We start from the raw sequence: 18845 nt of genomic DNA, 5'->3' as shown, positions 1-18845 counted from the left end.
TTCCCTGCTGCAGTGGAGTCGGTCACGTCGGTCGGTGCCGTCACTTGACGAGCGTCGACTCGATCACGGAGGTGAAGAAGGTGAGGCCGTCCGTGCCGGAGGCCATCGCCGCGGGGGTGTCCGGGCCGAAGCCGGGCTCCGTCGCGTGCTCGGGGTGCGGCATCAGGCCGACGACGTTGCCGCGCTCGTTCGAGACGCCGGCGATGTCGTCGATGGAGCCGTTCGGGTTCACGCCGACGTAGCGGAACACGACCTGGCCGTTGTCCTCGATGCGCTTGATCTCGTCGGCGTCCGCGACGAAGCGTCCGTCGGCGTTCTTCAGCGGGATGGTGATCTCCTGCTGCGCGGTGAACCCGGAGGTCCAGGCGGTGCCGGCGTTCTCGACGCGGAGCTTCTGGTCGCGACGGATGAACTGCTGGTGCGCGTTGCGGGTGTGCGCGCCGGGCACCAGGCGCGCTTCCGCGAGCATCTGGAAGCCGTTGCAGATCCCGAGGACCGGCATGCCCTTGCCCGCGGCGTCGATGACGTCGGCCATGATCGGGGCCTTGGCCGCGATCGCACCGGCGCGGAGGTAGTCGCCGTAGGAGAACCCGCCGGGCAGCACGATGGCGTCGACGCCCTGCAGGTCGTGGTCGCCATGCCACAGCGCGACGGGCTCGGCACCGGCGAGACGCACGGCGCGCTGGGCGTCGCGGTCGTCGAGCGAACCGGGGAACGTGATGACACCGATGCGCATGGAGGTCACTCCGCGTCGGCGACGCTGACCGAGACGACGTCCTCGATCACGGCGTTGGAGAAGATGTCGGCCGCGATCTCGCGGACCTCGGCGAGCTTGGCGTCGTCGACGGGGCCGTCGACGGTCACCTCGAATCGCTTGCCGATGCGGACGTTGGTCAGTTCGTTCTTGCCGAGGCGGGCGAGGGCGTTGCCCACCGCCTTGCCCTGGGGGTCGAGGATCTCGGCCTTCGGCATGACCTCGACGACGATCGTTGGCACGTGTTCACTCCAGCACGGGGGGTCGGGTGGGACTGCATCAGTCTATGCGGCGCGCGCGGCGCGCCCGACCGGTTGTGGAGAACGCGTCGAGCGCGTATATTCCAAGTCGAATAGTCCACCCGGAACATCTGACTGGAGGCTCGTGTGACGTCGCTCACGCCGCTCGCGTTCGCCGCGCTCGGGCTCCTCGCCGAAGGGCCGATGCACCCCTACGAGATGTTCCAGACGATGATCCACCGCAAGGACGACCGGCACGTCAAGGTGCGGCCCGGCACGCTCTACCACCAGGTCGGCCGGCTCACGGAGCTCGGTCTGGCCGAGGTCGTCGGGACCGAGCGGGACGGCAACCGTCCCGAGCGCACCACCTACGCCATCACCGGATCCGGGCGTTCCGCGCTCCGCGACGGGCTCCGACGCATGGTCGCGGAACCCGCCGAGGAGTACCCCGAGTTCCTCCTCGCGCTCGCGGAGATCGAGAACCTCCCCGCACCGGACGCGGTCGATGCCGTCCGGGTGCGGGTCGCGGCGCTCCGCGACGAACTGGCCTTCTACGACCAGAGCCTCGAGGAGATGCACGCGAAGGGCCTCGCGGAACGCTTCCGCCTGGACGTGTCGTACGTCCGTGCCATGCTCACGACGCAGATCGAGTGGCTCTCCGCCACGGCCGACCGGATCGCTAGCGGCGACATCCCCTGGGACGGTCCGGCCGTCCCCACCGACATCACCAAGAACAGCAAGGAAACCACTCGATGACCACCGTCACGCCCCCGCGGACGACCGAGAAGAAGCCGTGGCCCGCGCTCTGGGCGCTCGTCGTCGGCTTCTTCATGATCCTCGTCGACTCGACCATCGTGTCCGTCGCCACCCCCACCATCGCGCAGAAGCTCGACGCGGACATCAACGCCGTGATCTGGGTGACCAGCGCCTACCTCCTGGCCTACGCGGTGCCGCTGCTGATCACCGGCCGCCTCGGTGACCGCTTCGGCCCGAAGGTGCTGTACCAGATCGGCCTCGTCGTCTTCACGCTCGCCAGCCTCTGGTGCGGACTCTCCGGCTCGATCGAGATGCTCATCGTCGCCCGCGTCGTGCAGGGTCTCGGCGCCGCGATGATGACCCCGCAGACGATGTCCGTCATCACGCGGATGTTCCCGCCGCAGAACCGTGGCGCCGCCATGGGCCTCTGGGGTGCGACGGCCGGCATCGCCTCGCTCGTCGGACCGATCGCGGGCGGCCTGCTCGTCGACGGCTTCGGCTGGGAGTGGATCTTCTTCGTGAACGTCCCCGTCGGCGTCGTCGCGTTCGTCCTCGCGCAGCGCTTCGTGCCCTCGTTCGACCGGCACCAGCACCGCTTCGACTACCTCGGCATCGTCCTGTCCGCCGTCGGCATGTTCCTGCTGGTCTTCGGCATCCAGGAAGGCGAGACCTACGACTGGGGCACCATCGCCGGGCCGATCTCGGTCTGGGCGCTCATCATCGCCGGCCTCGTCGTGCTCGCCGCCTTCGTGGTGTGGCAGGGCGTGCAGAAGACCGAGCCGCTGCTGCCGCTCGGGCTCTTCAAGGACCGCAACTTCACGCTCGCGAACATCGCGATCACGGCCGTCGGTGTCGCGATCTCGTCGTTCGCCCTGCCGCTGATGCTCTGGGCGCAGGACGTCAAGGACTTCAGCCCGACGCAGGCCGCGCTGCTCCTGGTCCCGATGGCCGTGCTCTCCGCCGCCCTGGCCCCGCTGGTCGGCAAGAACCTCAACCGCTGGAACCCGCGTTGGGTCGCGGCGTTCGGCCTGGCCTGCTTCTCGGGCGGCCTGTTCTGGTTCGCCGGACTCGTCGCGGCGAACGCCGGCTGGCAGGTCATCCTGCTGCCGAGCGCGCTCCTCGGCATCGCGAACGCCTGCATGTGGGGTCCGCTCTCGGTCTCCGCGACCCGGAACCTGTCCCCGCGCCTCGCCGGTGCCGGCTCGGGTGTCTACAACACCACCCGCCAGATCGGTGCGGTGCTCGGTTCCGCCGGCATCGCCGCCCTGATCGAAGCCCGCATCACGGCGAACTTCCCGTCCTCGACGGGTGGCGCGTCCGCGGGCGGAGCCGAGCAGCAGGTCGGTTCGCTGCCGTCCTTCCTGCTCGACCCGTTCTCGAAGGCGATGGGGCAGTCGTTGATCCTGCCGGCGGTCGTCCTCGTGGTGGCCATCGTCGCGGCGCTGTTCCTGGCGAAGCCGAAGCAGACCGTCGCATGGGCCCAGGCCGGAGCGGTCGCAGCCCAGCCCGGTGCCGAGGACCCGCAGCCGGCCGTCCGGGCGGAACACGGCTCGCACGCCGCTGGTGCCGCCCCGACCAGCCCCGAGGAAGAACTCGCCGCGTCCGACCACCACGGTCGTCACGCCGACGCGTAGTCCGCGGCACCCGGAGCCCCCGCCCACCTCGGTGGACGGGGGCTCCGTCGCGCGCGGCGTCCGGGCCGTTCCGGCAGCGATGCGTCCGCAAGTTCCGACACCGCAGAAGTCGGTCGACCCATGCCGTGTCGACCGATGCGGACGCAGACGATGCGTCCGCACGAGTCGACGCCGCAGAAGTCGATCGACGGGCGCCGTGTCGAACAAGTGGCGCCGTGCGGGCCGGCGGGGCGCGGGCCGGCGGCGCGGGCGCGCGGGCCGCAGCGCGCCGCTCAGGCGCGGCGGGACAAGTGCGCGCGGGTCAGCGCCTCCATCTCCTCGTCGGAGAGGGCGTCGACCGCGCGGGCCTCGCGGCGATCGGTCCGCTGCCACCGCACGAAGAGCGAGATCAGCACGGGGATGTCCGCGACCTCGGCGATGAACCACAGCAGGTCCCCGGCCAGGTGCTGGTCACGCAGGGGCGACGGGAACCACCCCGGACCGACGGCCATCCGCGTCGCCCCGTCCAGCACGTGGTCCGTGATCCGCAGCACGATGCCCGGGATCGCGTCGAGCATGAGCTCCACGAACGCGAGCAGGAACTCCGCCGTGACGAACGTCGACGAGCGCAGCACCCCGGGTTCGGAGAGCGGCGCGAGCAACCCGAACCCGAGCACCGGGACGAGCACCGTGATGGCGATCGCCCAGACCGAGGACGTCCGGATCGCCGCCGACAGCGGGGTGAGCAGCAGGCAGAACAGCGCGAGTGCGACCAGCGGCGAGACGATCGCGTTGCCGAGCACGCGCACCGGGCGTGACCCCATGAGGGCGGAGGCCGTGCTGGCGAGGCGAGCAGGGCCTCCCGTCCGGAGCAACGTGACGGGCGCTGCGAACGCGGCGAAGGTGGGGACCGCGAAGAAGAGCAGCGAGAGGCGCAGCACGAACGCCCACCGCAGGGTCTGGTCGTACACCCCGACGATGCCGAACTGCAGGATCCCGAACAGGACCAGGGCGCCGACGAACGACAGCGTCCGCCACCACGGCCAGGTCGTACCGCGGCGGGACGCGGCGACGACCCACCAGCCGTACGTCACGGCGGCGACGACGGCCAGCACCGCGGCGAGGGGGTCGAGGTGCCAGGTGCTCCAGAACTCGGACGGTGACGGCGTGGGGTGCCTCCTTCGGTCGCGGCACCGTCAATCCTCCGCTCGGGAGGCGGCGGAACGGGCCCGTCGACGGTGAGAACCGGTTCAGGGGCGGAACCGTGTACAGTGGTCTTGTCTTGACTGTTGCAAAAGAAGGGGACCTCATGGACGTCGACGCAGACCTGCTCCGCACGGCCGGTCTCCGGGTCACGACCCCGCGGCTCGCGGTCCTCCGGGCGACCGAGACGATGCCGCACGCCACGGCCGACGACATCGTGACCGCACTCGCGGCTGAGCTCCCGACCACCAGCCACCAGGCGGTGTACGGCGTCCTCGCCGCGCTGACCGGCGTCGGCCTGGTGCGCCGCATCGAGCCGGCCGGCAGCCCCGCCCGGTACGAGCGTCGCACCGGGGACAACCACCATCACATCGTGTGCACCATGTGCGGCACCATCGCCGACGTCGACTGCGCCGTCGGGCACTCGCCGTGCCTGACCCCGTCCGACGCCCACGGGTTCGCCGTCACCACCGCCGAGGTCACCTACTGGGGGATCTGCGAGCAGTGCGCAGCGGCTGAACGCGACGACGCCGAGCCCGTCACCGCCTGACCGCACGAGCACGAACCGGCGTGCGCGCGACCACGTGCGCGACCGCCCCACCGACAACCCGATGCACCCCTGACCGCACAACCGTTCCAACCGAGGAGGACCCGTGTCCGACCAGAACACGACGCCCGGCCAGCCGGCCGGCACCCCGACCACGACCACCAACAGCGGCGCCCCCGTCTCGAGCGACCAGCACTCCATGGGCGTCGGCGCGGACGGGCCCCTTGCCCTCCACGACCACTACCTGGTCGAGAAGCTCGCGCAGTTCAACCGCGAGCGCGTCCCGGAGCGGGTCGTCCACGCGAAGGGCGGCGGCGCGTTCGGCACGTTCACCGTCACGCAGGACATCAGCCGCTTCACCCGTGCCGCGTTCCTGCAGCCCGGCAAGCAGACCGAGATGCTCGCCCGCTTCTCGAGCGTCGCCGGTGAGCAGGGCTCCCCCGACACCTGGCGCGACCCCCGCGGCTTCGCGCTGAAGTTCTACACCGAAGAGGGCAACTACGACCTGGTCGGCAACAACACCCCGGTGTTCTTCATCCGCGACGGCATCAAGTTCCCGGACTTCATCCGCTCGCAGAAGCGCCTGCCGGGGTCGCACCTGCGCGACCACGACATGCAGTGGGACTTCTGGACCCTGTCGCCCGAGTCCGCGCACCAGGTCACGTGGCTGATGGGCGACCGCGGCCTGCCGGCGAGCTGGCGGAACATGGACGGTTTCGGCTCGCACACCTACCAGTGGATCAACACCTCGGGCGAGCGCTTCTGGGTGAAGTACCACTTCATCACCGAGCAGGGGCACAAGACCCTGACGCAAGAGGACGCCGACCGCATCGCCGGCGAGGACGCGGACTTCCACATCCGCGACCTGCACGCCGCGATCGAGCGTGGCGACAACCCGCGCTGGACCCTCAAGGTGCAGGTCATGCCCTACGAGGACGCCGCGAGCTACCGCTTCAACCCGTTCGACCTGACGAAGGTGTGGCCGCACGCGGACTACCCGCTCATCGAGGTCGGCACGATGGAGCTCAACCGCAACCCGGAGAACTACTTCGCCGAGATCGAGCAGGCCACCTTCGCGCCGTCGAACTTCGTGCCCGGGATCGCCGCGAGCCCGGACAAGATGCTCCTCGCGCGCATCTTCAGCTACGCGGACGCGCACCGCTACCGCGTCGGCACGAACCACGCGCAGCTGCCGGTGAACGCCCCCAAGAACGAGGTCCACTCGTACTCGAAGGACGGCGCCATGCGCTTCGACTTCCAGAAGTCCGAGGTCCCGGTCTACGCACCGAACTCGCTCGGTGGCGCGCACGCCGACCCGAACGCGACCGACGACGTCCCCGGCTGGGAGTCCGACGGCGCGCTGCAGCGCTCCGCCGCGACGCTGCACCCCGAGGACGACGACTTCGGTCAGGCGGGCACGCTCGTCCGCGAGGTCCTCGACGACGCCGCCCGTGAGCGCCTGGTCGGCAACATCGCCGGGCACGTCTCCAAGGTGACGCGCGACGACCTGCGCGAGCGGGTCTTCGCGTACTGGACGAACGTCGACGCCGAGCTGGGCGCGCGCGTGCGCGCCGCGGTCGCGCCGAGCGCGCCGGGCTCCAACGAGGACCCGGAGAAGGTCGCGGTCGAGGCGTAGCCCAGCCACGTCTCGGACGGGAGGCCCGGTGCCAGCTGGCACCGGGCCTACCGTCCGTCTGTCGGTCGCGTGTCGGGCGGGCGCGTGCGCGTGCGCGCGGTCGCGCCCGAACTGCGCGTGCTGACGACAAGTGCGCACGCGGGCGCATGCGCACTTGTCGTCCTGCCGCGCAGGAGCCGCGCCGCGGCCGGCGCGGCGGCCGCGCCCGCGCCCGCGCCGCGCCCGCTAGACCTGCTGGCCGTTCAGCCAGATGGGGCCTGCCGGCCAGTCCTCGAGCGCTGCGGCCACCGGCCGCACCATCCAGCCGCCCTGCTCGGTGTTGCTGATGCCGGCGCCCTCGGCGGTGAACGCCGAGAAGGTGCCGACGGCGTCGGGGAACTCGTGCCAGCCGAGGTGGCCGTAGAACGGGATCCGGTTCTCGCCCGCGCCGAGGAACCCGTAGGGGACACGGAGCCCGTCGAGCACGGCGTGCGTGCGCTCCATCAGCTCGCGGCCGACACCGGTGCCCTGCAGCCGCGGCGAGACGGCGACCAGGCCGGTGTCCCCGACCAGGACGTCCTGCCCGCCGACCGTGACGTACATCCGGCGGATCCCCACGTGCGCCAGGACGACACCGTCGGCGTCGCGGGCGATCACCCGGCGCTCGGGCTGCATGCCGGACCAGCTGCGGCCGCCCACGTACCAGTGCGACCAGTCCGGGAAGGCCTGCCCCAGCATGGCCGCGATCGCTTCGTGGTCGGCGAGGGTCAGCGTGCTCTCCTCGACCACCTCCCACCGGATGTCGTCAGTCATGGGTCCATCCTGCACGACCGGTCCGCCGGTGCTCAGCCGCGACCGGGTGCCGTGACCTCGATGCGGTTCGACCACGGGTCCTCGAACGCGACGGTGCGGCCGTCGTCCGCGGTCTGAACGCCGTGGTCCCGCATCCGGGCGGTCAGCGCGCCGAGGTCGTCCGCGCCCGGCACCTCGATGCGGACCAGGCCGAGCCCGAGTGCGAGCTGTCGCCGACCGGCCCCGCGGGAGTTCCAGGTGTTCATCGCCATGTGGTGGTGGTAGCCGCCGGCGCTGACGAAGAGTGCCTCGCCCCAGCCGGCGGTCGTCTCGAAGCCGAGGGTGTCCACGTAGAACTCCTTCGCCGAGGGCACGTCGCCGACGGACAGGTGCACGTGCCCGACGCGGCCGGGGGCTGTGGACGTCGACTCGAGCGCCGAGGACGTCAGGTGTTCCTGCAGGAAGGCGTTCGGGTCGACGTACTTCGTGTCCATCTCGACCATGCCGTGCGTCCACGACCACGCGGTGCGGTCACGGTCCCAGTAGAGCTCGACGCCGTTTCCCTCGGGGTCCGAGAAGTAGAAGGCGAAGCTGACCAGGTGATCGGCGCTGCCGGTGAAGGTCTGCGGGTACTTCGTGGCGACGGAGTACAGGGCGGCAGCGAGGTCGGCCTTCGTGTCGAACAGGATCGCTGTGTGGAACAGCCCGGCCTCGTGCGCGCCGGCGTGTGCGAGCTCGGGAGCGTGCTCGAGGATGACGATCGGGGTGGCGCCCCGACCGAGCACGGCGACGCCGCCCTCGTTCGTGAAGAGCGACAGCCCGATGCCCTCGCGGTAGTAGCCGATCATCCGGTCGAGGTTCGCGACCCGGAGCGTGACGGCGCCCATCCCGGTGTCGGGGGCGAGGAGGTCCTGCGTGTGCATGAGACCAGTGTCCGCCCATTTGGTTGACGCGTCAACCAAATGGGCGCGTTCGGGATCGCACTCGGCGTCCTGTCGGCGGAGCGGGCCGCGGCAGGGCCAAGATGGAGGGATGCCACGCTCACGACGCGCCCCCGACCGCGCCCGACCCATCCGCGGCCGGGGTCCGGACGGGCGGGGTCCGGACGGGCGGACGTTCCCGGTCGCGCAGATGCGGGACCGGATGTCCTCGTACATCTACGGGAACATCACGGTCCTCGCGGCGGCCATCGCGGTCGACCCCGAGGCGATCCACCACGGCTCGGCCGTGTGGGCGGTCCTCGCCACCGCGGTCCTGACGTACCTGGCGCACGTTCTCTCGCACCTCGTCGCGCACGGCATCGGCGACGACGAGACCGACGACGACGCCCGGCGTGAGTCGTTCGTGACCATCGTGCGCAACGCGAACCCCATCGCGACGTCCGGCATGATCCCCGCGGTGCTCTACGCGGCGGCCTGGATCGGCTGGATCCCCGCGCCCTGGGCGCAGACGGCGGCGCTCGTGATCCTGGTCGTCCGCATCGGCATGGTCGGCGTGTTCATGCAGCGCTTCAGCGGCAAGCGTCCGACGTTCCTCGGGCTCTGGGGCGGCATCGTGCTCGCCGCGGTCGCCTTCGTGATCGGCCTCGTGAAGGTGGTGTTGACGCATTGAGCGGATCCCCGACGACCCCCAAGCGATCGAACTGGCGGTTCCTGCGGGACCTCGTCATCATCGTCGTCGCGGCGCTGCTGGCGTCGTTCCTGGTCAAGTCGTACCTGGTGCGCTCGTTCTACATCCCGTCGGCGTCGATGGAGAACACCCTGCTCGTGGGTGACCGGGTGCTCGTGAACGAGCTCGTCCCGAAGACGGTGAAGCTGCAGCGCGGCGACGTCGTCGTCTTCAAGGACCCGGGCGGCTGGCTCGGCCCCGGGCTCGGCGACGACCTCATCAAGCGGGTGATCGGGCTGCCGGGTGACGAGGTGTCCTGCTGCGACGCGCAGGGGCGACTGCAGGTGAACGGCCACGCGGTGGACGAGCCCTACGTGCTGCACGACCAGGGCTCCGACCGGGTGTCGAACGACTTCACCGAGACGGTGCCGGCCGGCCGGATCTGGGTGATGGGCGACAACCGGTACGACTCCGCTGACTCCCGCGTGCACGGCGCCGTGCCGGAGTCGGACGTCGTCGGACGGGCCTTCGTCATCACGTGGCCGATCAGCCGGTGGTCGACGCTGTCCCGACACGGCGACGAGTGGGACGCGGTGCCCGACCCGGGGTGAGCCGAGCCGGCCGCGGTGTTGCGCGGGACCGCTGCCGCGATACCGTAGCGCGTGACCGAGACACCGCCGTTCGAGTACGTCACCGGGGGCGACGACGACGTCAGCCTGCGGCGGATCGGCACCCACGGACCGCGCACCGGGACGATCGGCCCCCGCCCGGACCACGTGCTGTTCTGGCTCTCGGACGGGCACGCCGTGCTCACCGCCGACACCGGCGAGCGGTGGGACGTGGGCCCCGGACGGCCGATGATGCTCTCCGCGCCGGTCGCCTACGCGTTCGAGACCGACGCCACCCGGATGACGCTGCTGCACCTGTCGCCGACGTTCCTGCAGACCGTGGCGGCGCGGGTCGACACGGACACCGATCCGTGGGAGTTCGTCCAACCCGACGCCGGGGACATCCGGCTCGAACCCCTCCGGACCTTGCTCCGCGAGGTGACGAAGCAGATCCTCGACCCGGGGCTGCCCGACGACGACCGCCGTGCGGTGAACCACCGGGTGGCGAAGGTCGTCCTGTCGACGTTCACCCGGTCGCGGTCCGACGTGGAGAACCGGCTGCGCCGCGTCGTGCGGTTCGTCCACGAGCACGCCGCCCACGACGTCACGGTGGGGGACATCGGCGCTGCGGCCGGGTTGAGCGAGCGCGGTGTCCAGGACCTGTTCCGCCGGACGCTCGACGTCACGCCGATGCGGTACCTCCGCGAGGTGCGGCTCGACCGGGTGCACCTCGAGCTGCAGGTGCGACGACGCGGTGTCGTCACGGTGCGGGAGGTCGCCGTGCGGTGGCGGTTCGCGCACCTCGGGCGGTTCGCCGCCGCCTACCGGGACCGGTTCGGGGAGAGCCCGCACGAGACGCTGGCGCGGTACGGCCGCGGCTGACACACCGGCTGGCTCAGCACCCGCTCGACGTCAGCGTCACGTCGGTGACCTCGCCGCTCGCGATGTCCGCCGTCGTCGAGCACAGCCCGTCGGCGCGGACGGTGACCTTGCCAACGGCGATCCCCGCGAAGTTCAGGGTGTCGCCCGGGAACGCCTTCTGGTGCGCGGCCGCCCGTCCGTTCGGGACGAGCACCTCGACCAGGTACCCGTGCTCGGCCTCGTTCGCGGACACGGTGACGGAGATCCGCCCGGTGGAGTCACGAGCACCGCACCCGGTCAGGACCAAGCCCGCGGCGAGACCGAGGACCAGGACAGCGGGGAGACGACGGAGCACCCGGCAAGCCTACGCGGAACCGAGCAGCCATCCGTTGTCGGCAGCCACCCGGAGCGCCTCGGTGGCGTTCCGCGCGGCCGTCTTCCCGATCGCCGCGGACAGGTGGTTCCGCACGGTGCCCTCGGACAGGTGCAGGGCGGCGGCGACCCCGGCGACGGTGGGCGCGGTCCGGAACGCGATGAGCGCGTCGGTCTCCCGCGGGGTGAGCGGCGACGGGCCGGCTGCCAGGGACTCCGCGGCGAGCACGGGGTCGACGACGCGGAACCCGCCGGCGACCCGGCGGACGGCGTCGGCGAGCTGTTCGGCGGGCGTGTCCTTGACCACGAACCCGGCGGCACCGGACTCGAGCGCGCGCCGGAGGTACCCCGGGCGGCCGAACGTGGTGACGATGAGGGAACGGCAGGACGGCAGCGACGCGGCGAGCTGTGCGGCGGCGGTGAGCCCGTCGGCGCCGGGCATCTCGACGTCGAGCAGCGCGACGGTGGCACCGGACTCCCGGGCGGCGTCGAGGACCAGGTCGCCCCTGGCCACCTGCGCGACGACCTCGATGTCCGGCTCGAGGGACAGCAGGGACGCGAGCGCACCGCGGACGAGCGCCTGGTCGTCGGCGAGCAGCACCCGGATCGTGTCGGTCATCGTCGCCCTCGTTCCACCCGGAGCAGGAACCCGCCCAGCTCGCTCGACCCGGTGACGAGCGTCGCACCGACGGCATCGGCGCGCTCCCGGAGCCCACGGAGCCCGTTGCCCCCGAGCACGTCACCACCCGCGGCGTCGGGACCAGCGGCACCGAGCACCCCGGTCCCGTCGTCCTCCACCGTCAGCGACGTCCGCGTGAGCGTGATGCGCACCGCCGACGCCGCCGCGTGCCGCACGACGTTCGTCACGCCCTCGCGGAGGACCCACGCGAACAGGCTCCGGACGTCGGTCGCGGCCACGTCGCCGGACACCGGCAGGTCGGCGTCGATGGACGCTGCGGACAGTGCCGCACGGGCCGAGACGAGTTCGGCGGACAGGTCGGCCTCCCGGTACCCGCTGACCGCCTGGCGCAGCCCCTGCAGGGCCTCGCGGGAGAGCCGCTCGACGTCCTGCATCTCGACCCTGGCGCGGGCGGGGTCGACGTCCACGAGTCGTGCCGCGAGCTCGGACTTCATCGCGACGACCGTCAGCGAGTGCCCGAGGACGTCGTGCAGGTCACGGGAGAAGCGGGCACGCTCCTCGACCACGGCCAGTCGGGTGATCTCGTCCTGGGCGACGCCGAGCCGCTGCTCCGCCTCGCGCTGGCGCCCGAAGAACAGCATCGACGCCCCGACCGAGACCGTGATCACGGGCGCGAACAGGATCCCCATGTCCGACGCGTTCGACCACCCGATGACCGCGGCGACGACGAGTTCCCCGAGCACGGTGACCACGACGATCGCGAGTGCCACCCAGATCCGTGCCGCGACGAAGCCGGACAACGCCACGAGCAGCGGCCACGACCACACCGCGAGCGGTCCGACCACGACGAGCAGGAGCGCACAGCAGAGGGCGTACGAACCGACGACGACGGTGCGCCCGGCGAGTCCGCGTCGCCACATCAGCTCCGGCGCGACCAGGTAGAACGCGTAGACCAGCGTGAGCGCGACGGTGGACACGAGGTGGTCCGTCAGCGAGCGCCCGTCGGTCCAGAGCGCCACGATGAGCAGCACCTGCCACAGCAGCCCGAAGACCGCACCGCCGTACCACCGCCGACGCGCGTGCGCGATCTCCGCCGCGTCGCTGCTGGGCGGAGCGGCCCACGGGAACGAGCGTGGGAGCTGACGGGAGGCCCGGCTCGCCCCCGCAACGCTCGTCACGTCGTCCATGGACGCAAGGCTAGGGCCGTCCGTGCCGGCCGCGCACGTCACTGCCGCGCGGCGTCACGACGGTAGCGCCACATGATGACGGCTCCGAGCGCGATCGCCCACCCGACGAGGACCAGCGCGGGTTCCAGCATGCCGCTCGTCCCCGTGGCGCCGGCGCCCATCTGCCCGATCCGGTTCAGCCAGTACGAGGGGAGCAGGTGCGCCACGCTGGCCATCCACGAGGGCATGATCGACAGCGGCACCCAGAGCCCGCCGAGGATCGCGAGCCCCATGAACACGACCATGAAGAGCGGCTGTGCGAAGGACGGCTTCGCGAACTGCCCGATCAGGATCGCGATCAGCGCGAACGGCACGACACCGCACCAGATCCCGAACGCCGCCGCGATCCAGTGGCCGGGGTCGAGCGAGGCGTGCAGCGCCAGGACGGACACCAGGATCGTCACGGCGATCGACATCGCGGAGAACGCCATCGCGGCGATGACCTTCGACACCAGGAACCCCCACCCGGAGAGCGGCGTGACCCGAAGCTGCCGGTTCCAGCCGATCGAGCGCTCGTTGACGATCGCGAAGGCCTGGCTGAGCGCGGCCATCATCGCGCCGTACGACGCCATCTGGAGCGTGGTCACGACGAGGTACCGCAGTCCCGTGGTGGGGTCCTGCTCCGAGCCGTAGGCGGCGCCGAAGACCAGGAGCATCACGACCGGCACGGCGAAGGTGAACACCATCGCCCGGACGTTCCGGAGCTGTCGCTTCGTCTCGAGCAGCACGTAGCGGATCGGCATCCGGCCGCCCCGCGCAGCGGGCGTGGTCAGCGGTGCGGCGACTGCCGCGGGGGTCGTGGTGGTCATGCGGGTGCTCCGATCGGGTCGCGGGTGAGTGCCAGGAAGGCGTCGTCCATCGTGGAGGCGACCACCTCGATGTCGTGGGCCTCCGGGAACGAGGCGACCAGGGCCCTGAGGGTGACGTCGGAGTCGTCGGTGCGGAGCGTGACGGAGCCGTGCCGAGCCTCCAGGCCGACCGTGCCGGGCAGTGCCAGCAGTGCGTCGTGGGCGGTCTCGGGGACCCCGCCGAAGCGGATCGTCCGCGTCGCGGCGATCGCCTTGATCTCGGCCGGGGTGCCGTCGGCGACGACGCGACCGGACCGCAGGATGACGATCCGGTCGGCGAACGTGTCCGCCTCGTCGAGGTGGTGCGTCGCGAACACGACCGTGCGTCCGGCGTCGGTGAACTCGCGCATCGAGGACCAGAACGTGTGCCGCGCCTCGACGTCCATGGCGGCGGTCGGCTCGTCGAGGACCAGCAGGTCCGGGTCGGAGACCACCGCGACCGCGAAGCGCGCGCGCTGTAGTTGTCCGCCGGAGAGCTTGTTCACCCGGCGGCCCGCGATCTCGGTGCACCGTGCGCGGCGCAGGGCCTCGTCGATCGGCATCGGGCTGCGGTGCGCGGCGCCGACGAGCGCGACCGCGTCCCGGACCGTCATGTCCGGCAGCAGCGCGCCGCCCTGCAGCATCGCGCCGACCCGACCGTCGATGACCGCCCGGCGCGGATCGTCGCCGAACAGCCGCACCGTGCCCTCGGTGGGGGAGGACAGCCCGAGCGCGAGGTCGACCGTGGTCGTCTTGCCGGCGCCGTTCGGGCCGAGCAGGGCGACGACCTCGCCGGTGCGGATGGTGAGGTCGACGCCGTCGACCGCGGTCACCGGGCCGAAGCGCTTCCGGAGGCCGCTGAGCTGGATCACGGGTGCTGGGTTCATGGTCCCAGCCTCCGGTGGGAGCGCGACGCGCCCATGGGGCAGCCGTCACGGATCTCCCGTGACTTCTGTCACGGGGCCCGGTCCGGCGGAATGACCCGTCTACTGGGGGCGGAGGTCCTCCGATCTGGGGACATGCCCTGTCCGGTTGGCGCGTTAGCGTGGAGTCATGACAGCGGAGACCGCGACGACCGTGCCGTCGACACCCCAGGCGGACGCGGTCCGGCGTGCGGCGTTGCTCGCAGCGCTCGACGTCGTCGAGGGTGGCGCGGAGGAACGCTTCGACCGGATCACCCGCATCGCACGCGAGGCCTTCGGCGTCTCCGGCTCGTTCCTCAACCTGGCCGGCGTGGACCGCCTGACGATCAAGTCGCAGCAGAGCGCGACGGAGTTCGGCCCGACGATCCCCTTGCAGGACACCTTCTGCGGACGCACGCTCACGAGCACCGGAGCCGTGCTCGTGCCGGACGCGCAGTCCGATGCCCGGTTCCGCGACCTCCCGATGGTCACGGGTGACCCGAACGTGCGCTTCTACGCCGGGGTCCCGCTGCACGTCGGCTCCGACGACGTCAAGGTCGGGACGCTCTGCCTCATCGACTCCGCGCCCCGGACGCTCGAACCCGACGACGTCGCGCTGCTCGAGGAGCTCGGGACCTGGGCGGAGCGCGAGCTCGCCGCCGGCGCCGACGAGGACCGTCTGCGCTCGGTGCTCGCCGGGCTGGAGCCCGCCGCGGTCGACGTGCCCGGGTACCTGGTCACCGGGATGTCCGTCCCGCACGGGGTCGTCTCCGGCGACTTCCACGACTGGCACGTGTCGGATCGCGGGCTGCACCTCACCGTGTCGGACGTGATGGGGAAGGGGATGTCCGCGGGGCTCCTCGCCGCGAACATCCGTGGGGCGCTGCTCGCGCACGCCACGTCCGCCGCGGACACCGCCGTCACCGCGCTCGAGGCCCAGGTCGCCCCGGAGCTCAGCCGCGCGGAGTCCTTCGCGACCCTGTTCCACGGTGTGCTGTCGCCGGCGTCCGGGCGGGTGGACTTCGTCGACGCCGGGCACGGCCTGGTGCTGCAGCTGCACGCCGACGGCACCGAGACCATCCACCGCTCGTTCGACCTGCCGCTGGGACTGCACCCGACGGGGCTGTCCCGCTCCGCGGGGTCGCTCGTGCTCGAGCCGGGGGACACCCTCATCCTGGTCAGCGACGGCGCACTCGAGCTCTGGGACTCCACGCTCGCGTCGCTGTCGCGGCTCGGCGGGCTCTACCGGAACTCGACGGACGCGGCGGCGTTCCTGGAGCGCATCCGCGCTCGCGCGGCGTCCCACGATCCGGGAGACGACCTGACGGTCGTCGTCGTCGCGCGCGACGCCTGAGCGCGCGGGCGTGCGGGCGCGCGGGCGCGCGCGGCCGTGAGATCGCACTTGGTGTCGGACCGGCGCGGAGGAGGCGACGCGTACTGCGATCTCAGCGGCGCGCGGCCAGCGCGAGCACGTCCGGACGGGAGGCTCCGTGCCGGACCGGCGCCGAGCCTCCCGTCTGGCAGATGCCGCGTCGCGCGGCCGTGAGATCGCAGTTCCAGTCGGGTGACGCCGCGGGGTGACGACACGAAGTGCGATCTCACCGGCGCGGGATCGCGCGCGGCCGGGCGCGCCCCGGCGCGCGGGCGCTACGCGCCCAGGCGCTCGATGAGCTCGCGGTAGCGGGCGGCCGTGCGCTCGACGATCTCGTCGGGGAGCACCGGCGGGACGCCCTGCTTGTCCCAGTGGTCACTGAGCCAGTTCCGCACGATCTGCTTGTCGAACGAGTCCGTCCGGTTGCCCTGGTCGTACGAGGTGGCGTCCCAGTACCGGCTGGAGTCGCTCGTCAGGACCTCGTCCCCGATGCGGATCTGCCCGGCGGTGTCGTGCCCGAACTCGAACTTCGTGTCGGCGATGATGGCCCCGCGCTGCAGGGCGATCGCCGCTGCCTCGGAGTAGACGTGCAGCGAGAGGTCCCGGAGCTGCGCCGCGATCTCCGGGCCGACGAGCTCTTCCGTGCGCTCGAAGGAGATGTTCTCGTCGTGCTCGCCCTGGGGTGCCTTGTACGCCGGCGTGTAGATCGGCTCCGGCAGCCGGTCGCCGTTCGCGAGGCCCTCGGGCAGGGCGACGCCGCAGACGCTGCCGGACTCCTGGTACTCCGCCCAGCCGCTGCCGACCAGGTAGCCGCGGACGACGCACTCGATCGGGAACATCCGCAGCGGCATCACGTGCATCGACCGGCTCGCGATCTCCGACGGCACCGGCGTGCTGGTGCCGGTCGGCGCGAGCAGGTGGTTCGGGACGTCACCGAGCTGCGTGAACCAGAATCGGGAGAGCCGCGTGAGGAGCTCGCCCTTGCCCGGGATCGGCGGTTCGAGCGCGAAGTCGTACGCGCTCACGCGGTCGGAGGCGACGAGCAGGAGCTCGGTCGCACCGGCGACGTTCGCGGTGCCGGCGGGGACGTAGAGCTCGCGGACCTTGCCGGACGAGACGTGCTGCCAGCCGTCGACCAGGGGTGCTGCTGCGCTCATCGGGTGACCTTCGCGGCGATGTCGGTGCGGGACTGGGAGCCCTGCAGGGTGATGTCGTGCAGGCCGGCGTACGCACGGTCCCGCGCCTGGGTGAAGTCGGTGCCGGTGGCGACCACGCTGAGCACCCGACCGCCCGTCGCGACGAGCTCGCCGTCGAGGACGCCCGTCGCCGCGTGCAGGACCGCGACGCCGTCACGGGCGTTCGCGGCGTCGATGCCGGTGATGGCGCGGCCGGTCTTCGGGTTCTCCGGGTAGCCCTCGCTCGCGAGGACGACGGTGACCGCTGCGTCGTCGCGGAACTCGGGTGCCGGGCGGCCGCCGAGCTGACCGGAGGCCGCGGCGAGCAGGAGCTCGCTGAGCGGGGTGGCCAGCCGGGGGAGGACGACCTGGGTCTCCGGGTCGCCGAAGCGCGCGTTGAACTCGATGACCTGGACACCCTGCTCGGTTACGATCAGGCCGCAGTAGAGCAGCCCGACGAACGGGGTGCCCTCGTGTTCGAGCTGTCGGACGGTGGGCAGCGCGACGAGGTCCGCCACCTCGGCCACGAAGGCGGACTCGGAACCCCACCGTTCGGCGAGCCAGGGGAGCGGCGAGTAGGCCCCCATCCCGCCGGTGTTCGGACCGACGTCGCCGTCACCGAGGCGCTTGTAGTCCTGCGCGGGGCTGAGCGGCGCGATGTCGTGGCCGTCGCTGAGGAAGAACAGTGAGACTTCTTCGCCGTCGAGGAACTCCTCGACCACGACGGGTCCGTGCTGCAGCCAGTACGTGGCGTGGTCGACGGCGGCCTGACGGTCCTCGGTCACGAGGACGCCCTTGCCGGCTGCGAGCCCGTCGGCCTTCACGACGTACGGGGCGCCGAGCTCGTCGATGGCGGCGACGGCTTCGTCGATGGTGCCCGCGGAGACGGGACGGCCGGTCGGGACGTTCGCCTCGGACATGATCCGCTTCGCGAAGGCCTTCGAGCCCTCGAGTGCGGCGGCGGCCTTGCTCGGACCGAACACCGGGATGCCGCGGGTCCGGATCGGGTCCGCGACGCCGGCGATGAGCGGTGCCTCGGGGCCGACGACGACGAGCTCGATGTCGTTCTCGATCGCGTACTCGGCGACGAGCGGACCGTTCGTGGGGTCGAGCGAGACCGTCTCGACGTCGGCCGCGATGCCGGCGTTGCCGGGCGCTGCCGTGATGACGTGACCGGCGGACTCCGCGAGGAGCGCCGTGATGATCGCGTGCTCGCGGGCACCGGAACCGAGGACGAGGATTCGCACCCGATCACCCTACCGAGCCACGGGCCCGTGCTGCGATGCACCGGCTAGCCTGTGGACATGCCGGGCAGGACGATCGACGACGCGGAGGGATCCGCCGCGCTGCGGGCGGTGGTGGCAGGGGCGACGGACCGTCCGAGTGTCGCGACGGCCGTCCGGTGGACGCTGCAGCGCCTCGCCGAGGACGTCCCCGGCAACAGCGTCGAGGTCCGGGTGCCGCCGTTCGGCGCCGTGCAGGCCGTGCCGGGGCCGCGACACACCCGCGGGACCCCGCCGAACGTCATCGAGACGGACGCGACGACGTGGATCGCCCTGGCCACCGGTGCCCTGCGCTGGGACGACGCGTCGATCGGCGCCCTGGTGAGCGCTTCCGGGTCCCGCGCCGACCTGGCTCCGTTCCTGCCGGTCCGGACGAGCGACTGACGACCAGCGACGAGCGCGCGCCGGACACCGCGTACCCGCCGGGATCGAATTAGGTAGGCCCTACCGAT

The 18845-nt window shown here is 71.7% G+C and carries 21 protein-coding genes; 9 read left to right on the top strand and 12 right to left on the bottom strand.

Annotated features, from left to right (window positions below; translation table 11 throughout):
* Positions 1–40: 40 nt before the first annotated feature.
* Entirely contained in the window at positions 41–736 is a 696-nt protein-coding gene (purQ, locus tag ACIPJY_RS05160) for a phosphoribosylformylglycinamidine synthase subunit PurQ (RefSeq protein ID WP_400463230.1), read from the bottom strand.
* Between the two features lie 5 nt (positions 737–741).
* The gene (gene purS / locus ACIPJY_RS05155) at positions 742–996 is read right to left on the bottom strand and encodes a phosphoribosylformylglycinamidine synthase subunit PurS (RefSeq protein WP_400463227.1); all 255 of its coding nucleotides are present in this window, start codon (positions 994–996) and stop codon (positions 742–744) included.
* Positions 997–1140: 144 nt separating this feature from the next.
* On the opposite strand from purS, the gene ACIPJY_RS05150 reads away from it, so the two are divergent.
* Both ACIPJY_RS05150 and ACIPJY_RS05145 read left to right on the top strand, forming a co-directional pair.
* Positions 1141–1749, top strand: a complete 609-nt coding sequence (locus ACIPJY_RS05150) for a PadR family transcriptional regulator (RefSeq protein ID WP_400463224.1) — start codon at positions 1141–1143, stop codon at positions 1747–1749.
* Positions 1746–3383 carry a DHA2 family efflux MFS transporter permease subunit gene (locus ACIPJY_RS05145; protein WP_400463221.1) on the top strand — a complete coding sequence of 546 codons (1638 nt, stop codon included), beginning with the start codon at positions 1746–1748 and terminating at the stop codon, positions 3381–3383. The genes ACIPJY_RS05150 and ACIPJY_RS05145 overlap by 4 nt, the downstream gene beginning before the upstream one ends.
* Before the next feature lie 272 nt (positions 3384–3655).
* Here ACIPJY_RS05145 and ACIPJY_RS05140 read toward each other — a convergent pair whose 3' ends face one another.
* Positions 3656–4477 (bottom strand): cytochrome c oxidase assembly protein, encoded by an 822-nt coding sequence (locus ACIPJY_RS05140; protein WP_400463219.1) that lies wholly within the window; start codon positions 4475–4477, stop codon positions 3656–3658.
* A 194-nt stretch (positions 4478–4671) separates the two neighbouring features.
* Between ACIPJY_RS05140 and ACIPJY_RS05135 the strand changes: the two genes are divergently transcribed.
* Entirely contained in the window at positions 4672–5115 is a 444-nt protein-coding gene (locus tag ACIPJY_RS05135) for a Fur family transcriptional regulator (RefSeq protein ID WP_400463216.1), read from the top strand.
* A gap of 103 nt (positions 5116–5218) precedes the next feature.
* Positions 5219–6748: a catalase gene (locus ACIPJY_RS05130; protein WP_400463213.1), complete on the top strand. Its 1530-nt coding sequence runs from the start codon at positions 5219–5221 to the stop codon at positions 6746–6748.
* A 225-nt stretch (positions 6749–6973) separates the two neighbouring features.
* On the opposite strand, the gene ACIPJY_RS05125 is transcribed toward ACIPJY_RS05130, so the two are convergent.
* Together ACIPJY_RS05125 and ACIPJY_RS05120 are read right to left on the bottom strand one after the other, a co-directional pair.
* Positions 6974–7540 carry a GNAT family N-acetyltransferase gene (locus ACIPJY_RS05125; RefSeq protein WP_400463210.1) on the bottom strand — a complete coding sequence of 189 codons (567 nt, stop codon included), beginning with the start codon at positions 7538–7540 and terminating at the stop codon, positions 6974–6976.
* Between the two features lie 32 nt (positions 7541–7572).
* On the bottom strand, positions 7573–8442 hold the full coding sequence (locus tag ACIPJY_RS05120; RefSeq protein ID WP_400463207.1) for a VOC family protein: 870 nt from the start codon (positions 8440–8442) through the stop codon (positions 7573–7575).
* A 109-nt stretch (positions 8443–8551) separates the two neighbouring features.
* On the opposite strand from ACIPJY_RS05120, the gene ACIPJY_RS05115 reads away from it, so the two are divergent.
* Genes ACIPJY_RS05115 through ACIPJY_RS05105 form a run of 3 tightly spaced genes read left to right on the top strand, consistent with a single transcriptional unit; the run spans position 8552 to position 10617 of the window.
* Positions 8552–9130 carry a hypothetical protein gene (locus ACIPJY_RS05115; protein ID WP_400463204.1) on the top strand — a complete coding sequence of 193 codons (579 nt, stop codon included), beginning with the start codon at positions 8552–8554 and terminating at the stop codon, positions 9128–9130.
* Complete coding sequence (gene lepB, locus ACIPJY_RS05110; protein WP_400463201.1) at positions 9127–9738, top strand: signal peptidase I; 612 nt, start codon at positions 9127–9129, stop codon at positions 9736–9738. Before ACIPJY_RS05115 ends, lepB begins: the two co-directional genes overlap by 4 nt.
* Positions 9739–9789: 51 nt before the next feature.
* Positions 9790–10617 carry a helix-turn-helix transcriptional regulator gene (locus ACIPJY_RS05105; RefSeq protein ID WP_400463198.1) on the top strand — a complete coding sequence of 276 codons (828 nt, stop codon included), beginning with the start codon at positions 9790–9792 and terminating at the stop codon, positions 10615–10617.
* A gap of 13 nt (positions 10618–10630) precedes the next feature.
* Here ACIPJY_RS05105 and ACIPJY_RS05100 read toward each other — a convergent pair whose 3' ends face one another.
* The 5 genes from ACIPJY_RS05100 to ACIPJY_RS05080 are packed head-to-tail and all read right to left on the bottom strand — an operon-like array spanning position 10631 to position 14548.
* A complete protein-coding gene (locus ACIPJY_RS05100; RefSeq protein ID WP_400463195.1) occupies positions 10631–10951 on the bottom strand; it encodes a hypothetical protein in 321 nt (106 codons plus the stop codon).
* Between the two features lie 9 nt (positions 10952–10960).
* Positions 10961–11587, bottom strand: coding sequence for a response regulator transcription factor (locus tag ACIPJY_RS05095; protein WP_123654409.1), 627 nt, complete (start codon positions 11585–11587; stop codon positions 10961–10963).
* Positions 11584–12795, bottom strand: coding sequence for a sensor histidine kinase (locus ACIPJY_RS05090; RefSeq protein WP_400463191.1), 1212 nt, complete (start codon positions 12793–12795; stop codon positions 11584–11586). Before ACIPJY_RS05090 ends, ACIPJY_RS05095 begins: the two co-directional genes overlap by 4 nt.
* Positions 12796–12833: 38 nt before the next feature.
* Complete coding sequence (locus ACIPJY_RS05085; protein WP_400463189.1) at positions 12834–13643, bottom strand: ABC transporter permease; 810 nt, start codon at positions 13641–13643, stop codon at positions 12834–12836.
* Complete coding sequence (locus tag ACIPJY_RS05080) at positions 13640–14548, bottom strand: ABC transporter ATP-binding protein (RefSeq protein WP_400463186.1); 909 nt, start codon at positions 14546–14548, stop codon at positions 13640–13642. The genes ACIPJY_RS05085 and ACIPJY_RS05080 overlap by 4 nt, the downstream gene beginning before the upstream one ends.
* Positions 14549–14714: 166 nt before the next feature.
* On the opposite strand from ACIPJY_RS05080, the gene ACIPJY_RS05075 reads away from it, so the two are divergent.
* Positions 14715–15917: a PP2C family protein-serine/threonine phosphatase gene (locus ACIPJY_RS05075; RefSeq protein ID WP_400463183.1), complete on the top strand. Its 1203-nt coding sequence runs from the start codon at positions 14715–14717 to the stop codon at positions 15915–15917.
* Between the two features lie 293 nt (positions 15918–16210).
* Here ACIPJY_RS05075 and ACIPJY_RS05070 read toward each other — a convergent pair whose 3' ends face one another.
* The gene (locus ACIPJY_RS05070) at positions 16211–17092 is read right to left on the bottom strand and encodes a phosphoribosylaminoimidazolesuccinocarboxamide synthase (RefSeq protein ID WP_400463180.1); all 882 of its coding nucleotides are present in this window, start codon (positions 17090–17092) and stop codon (positions 16211–16213) included.
* Positions 17089–18357, bottom strand: a complete 1269-nt coding sequence (purD, locus tag ACIPJY_RS05065) for a phosphoribosylamine--glycine ligase (protein WP_400463177.1) — start codon at positions 18355–18357, stop codon at positions 17089–17091. Before purD ends, ACIPJY_RS05070 begins: the two co-directional genes overlap by 4 nt.
* Positions 18358–18414: 57 nt before the next feature.
* On the opposite strand from purD, the gene ACIPJY_RS05060 reads away from it, so the two are divergent.
* Positions 18415–18777, top strand: a complete 363-nt coding sequence (locus ACIPJY_RS05060; protein ID WP_400463174.1) for a sterol carrier family protein — start codon at positions 18415–18417, stop codon at positions 18775–18777.
* The last annotated feature ends 68 nt before the right edge of the window (positions 18778–18845 follow it).

Origin of the sequence: Curtobacterium sp. NPDC090223, from assembly GCF_044746585.1 — a bacterium.
Classification (GTDB): domain Bacteria; phylum Actinomycetota; class Actinomycetes; order Actinomycetales; family Microbacteriaceae; genus Curtobacterium.
The sequence above is the reverse complement of the archived record's forward strand: the minus strand, read 5'-3'. Positions and strand labels throughout refer to the sequence as shown.

Excerpts from the sequence above, each read along its gene's own strand:
- ACIPJY_RS05135 (WP_400463216.1), top strand. The coding sequence starts at position 4,672 with ATGGACGTCGACGCAGACCTGCTCCGCACGGCCGGTCTCCGGGTCACG.
- ACIPJY_RS05090 (WP_400463191.1), bottom strand. The coding sequence starts at position 12,795 with ATGGACGACGTGACGAGCGTTGCGGGGGCGAGCCGGGCCTCCCGTCAG.
- ACIPJY_RS05080 (WP_400463186.1), bottom strand. The coding sequence starts at position 14,548 with ATGAACCCAGCACCCGTGATCCAGCTCAGCGGCCTCCGGAAGCGCTTC.
- ACIPJY_RS05120 (WP_400463207.1), bottom strand. The coding sequence starts at position 8,442 with ATGCACACGCAGGACCTCCTCGCCCCCGACACCGGGATGGGCGCCGTC.
- ACIPJY_RS05125 (WP_400463210.1), bottom strand. The coding sequence starts at position 7,540 with ATGACTGACGACATCCGGTGGGAGGTGGTCGAGGAGAGCACGCTGACC.
- ACIPJY_RS05070 (WP_400463180.1), bottom strand. The coding sequence starts at position 17,092 with ATGAGCGCAGCAGCACCCCTGGTCGACGGCTGGCAGCACGTCTCGTCC.
- ACIPJY_RS05060 (WP_400463174.1), top strand. The coding sequence starts at position 18,415 with ATGCCGGGCAGGACGATCGACGACGCGGAGGGATCCGCCGCGCTGCGG.
- ACIPJY_RS05095 (WP_123654409.1), bottom strand. The coding sequence starts at position 11,587 with ATGACCGACACGATCCGGGTGCTGCTCGCCGACGACCAGGCGCTCGTC.
- ACIPJY_RS05145 (WP_400463221.1), top strand. The coding sequence starts at position 1,746 with ATGACCACCGTCACGCCCCCGCGGACGACCGAGAAGAAGCCGTGGCCC.
- ACIPJY_RS05085 (WP_400463189.1), bottom strand. The coding sequence starts at position 13,643 with ATGACCACCACGACCCCCGCGGCAGTCGCCGCACCGCTGACCACGCCC.
- purQ (WP_400463230.1), bottom strand. The coding sequence starts at position 736 with ATGCGCATCGGTGTCATCACGTTCCCCGGTTCGCTCGACGACCGCGAC.
- ACIPJY_RS05075 (WP_400463183.1), top strand. The coding sequence starts at position 14,715 with ATGACAGCGGAGACCGCGACGACCGTGCCGTCGACACCCCAGGCGGAC.
- ACIPJY_RS05115 (WP_400463204.1), top strand. The coding sequence starts at position 8,552 with ATGCCACGCTCACGACGCGCCCCCGACCGCGCCCGACCCATCCGCGGC.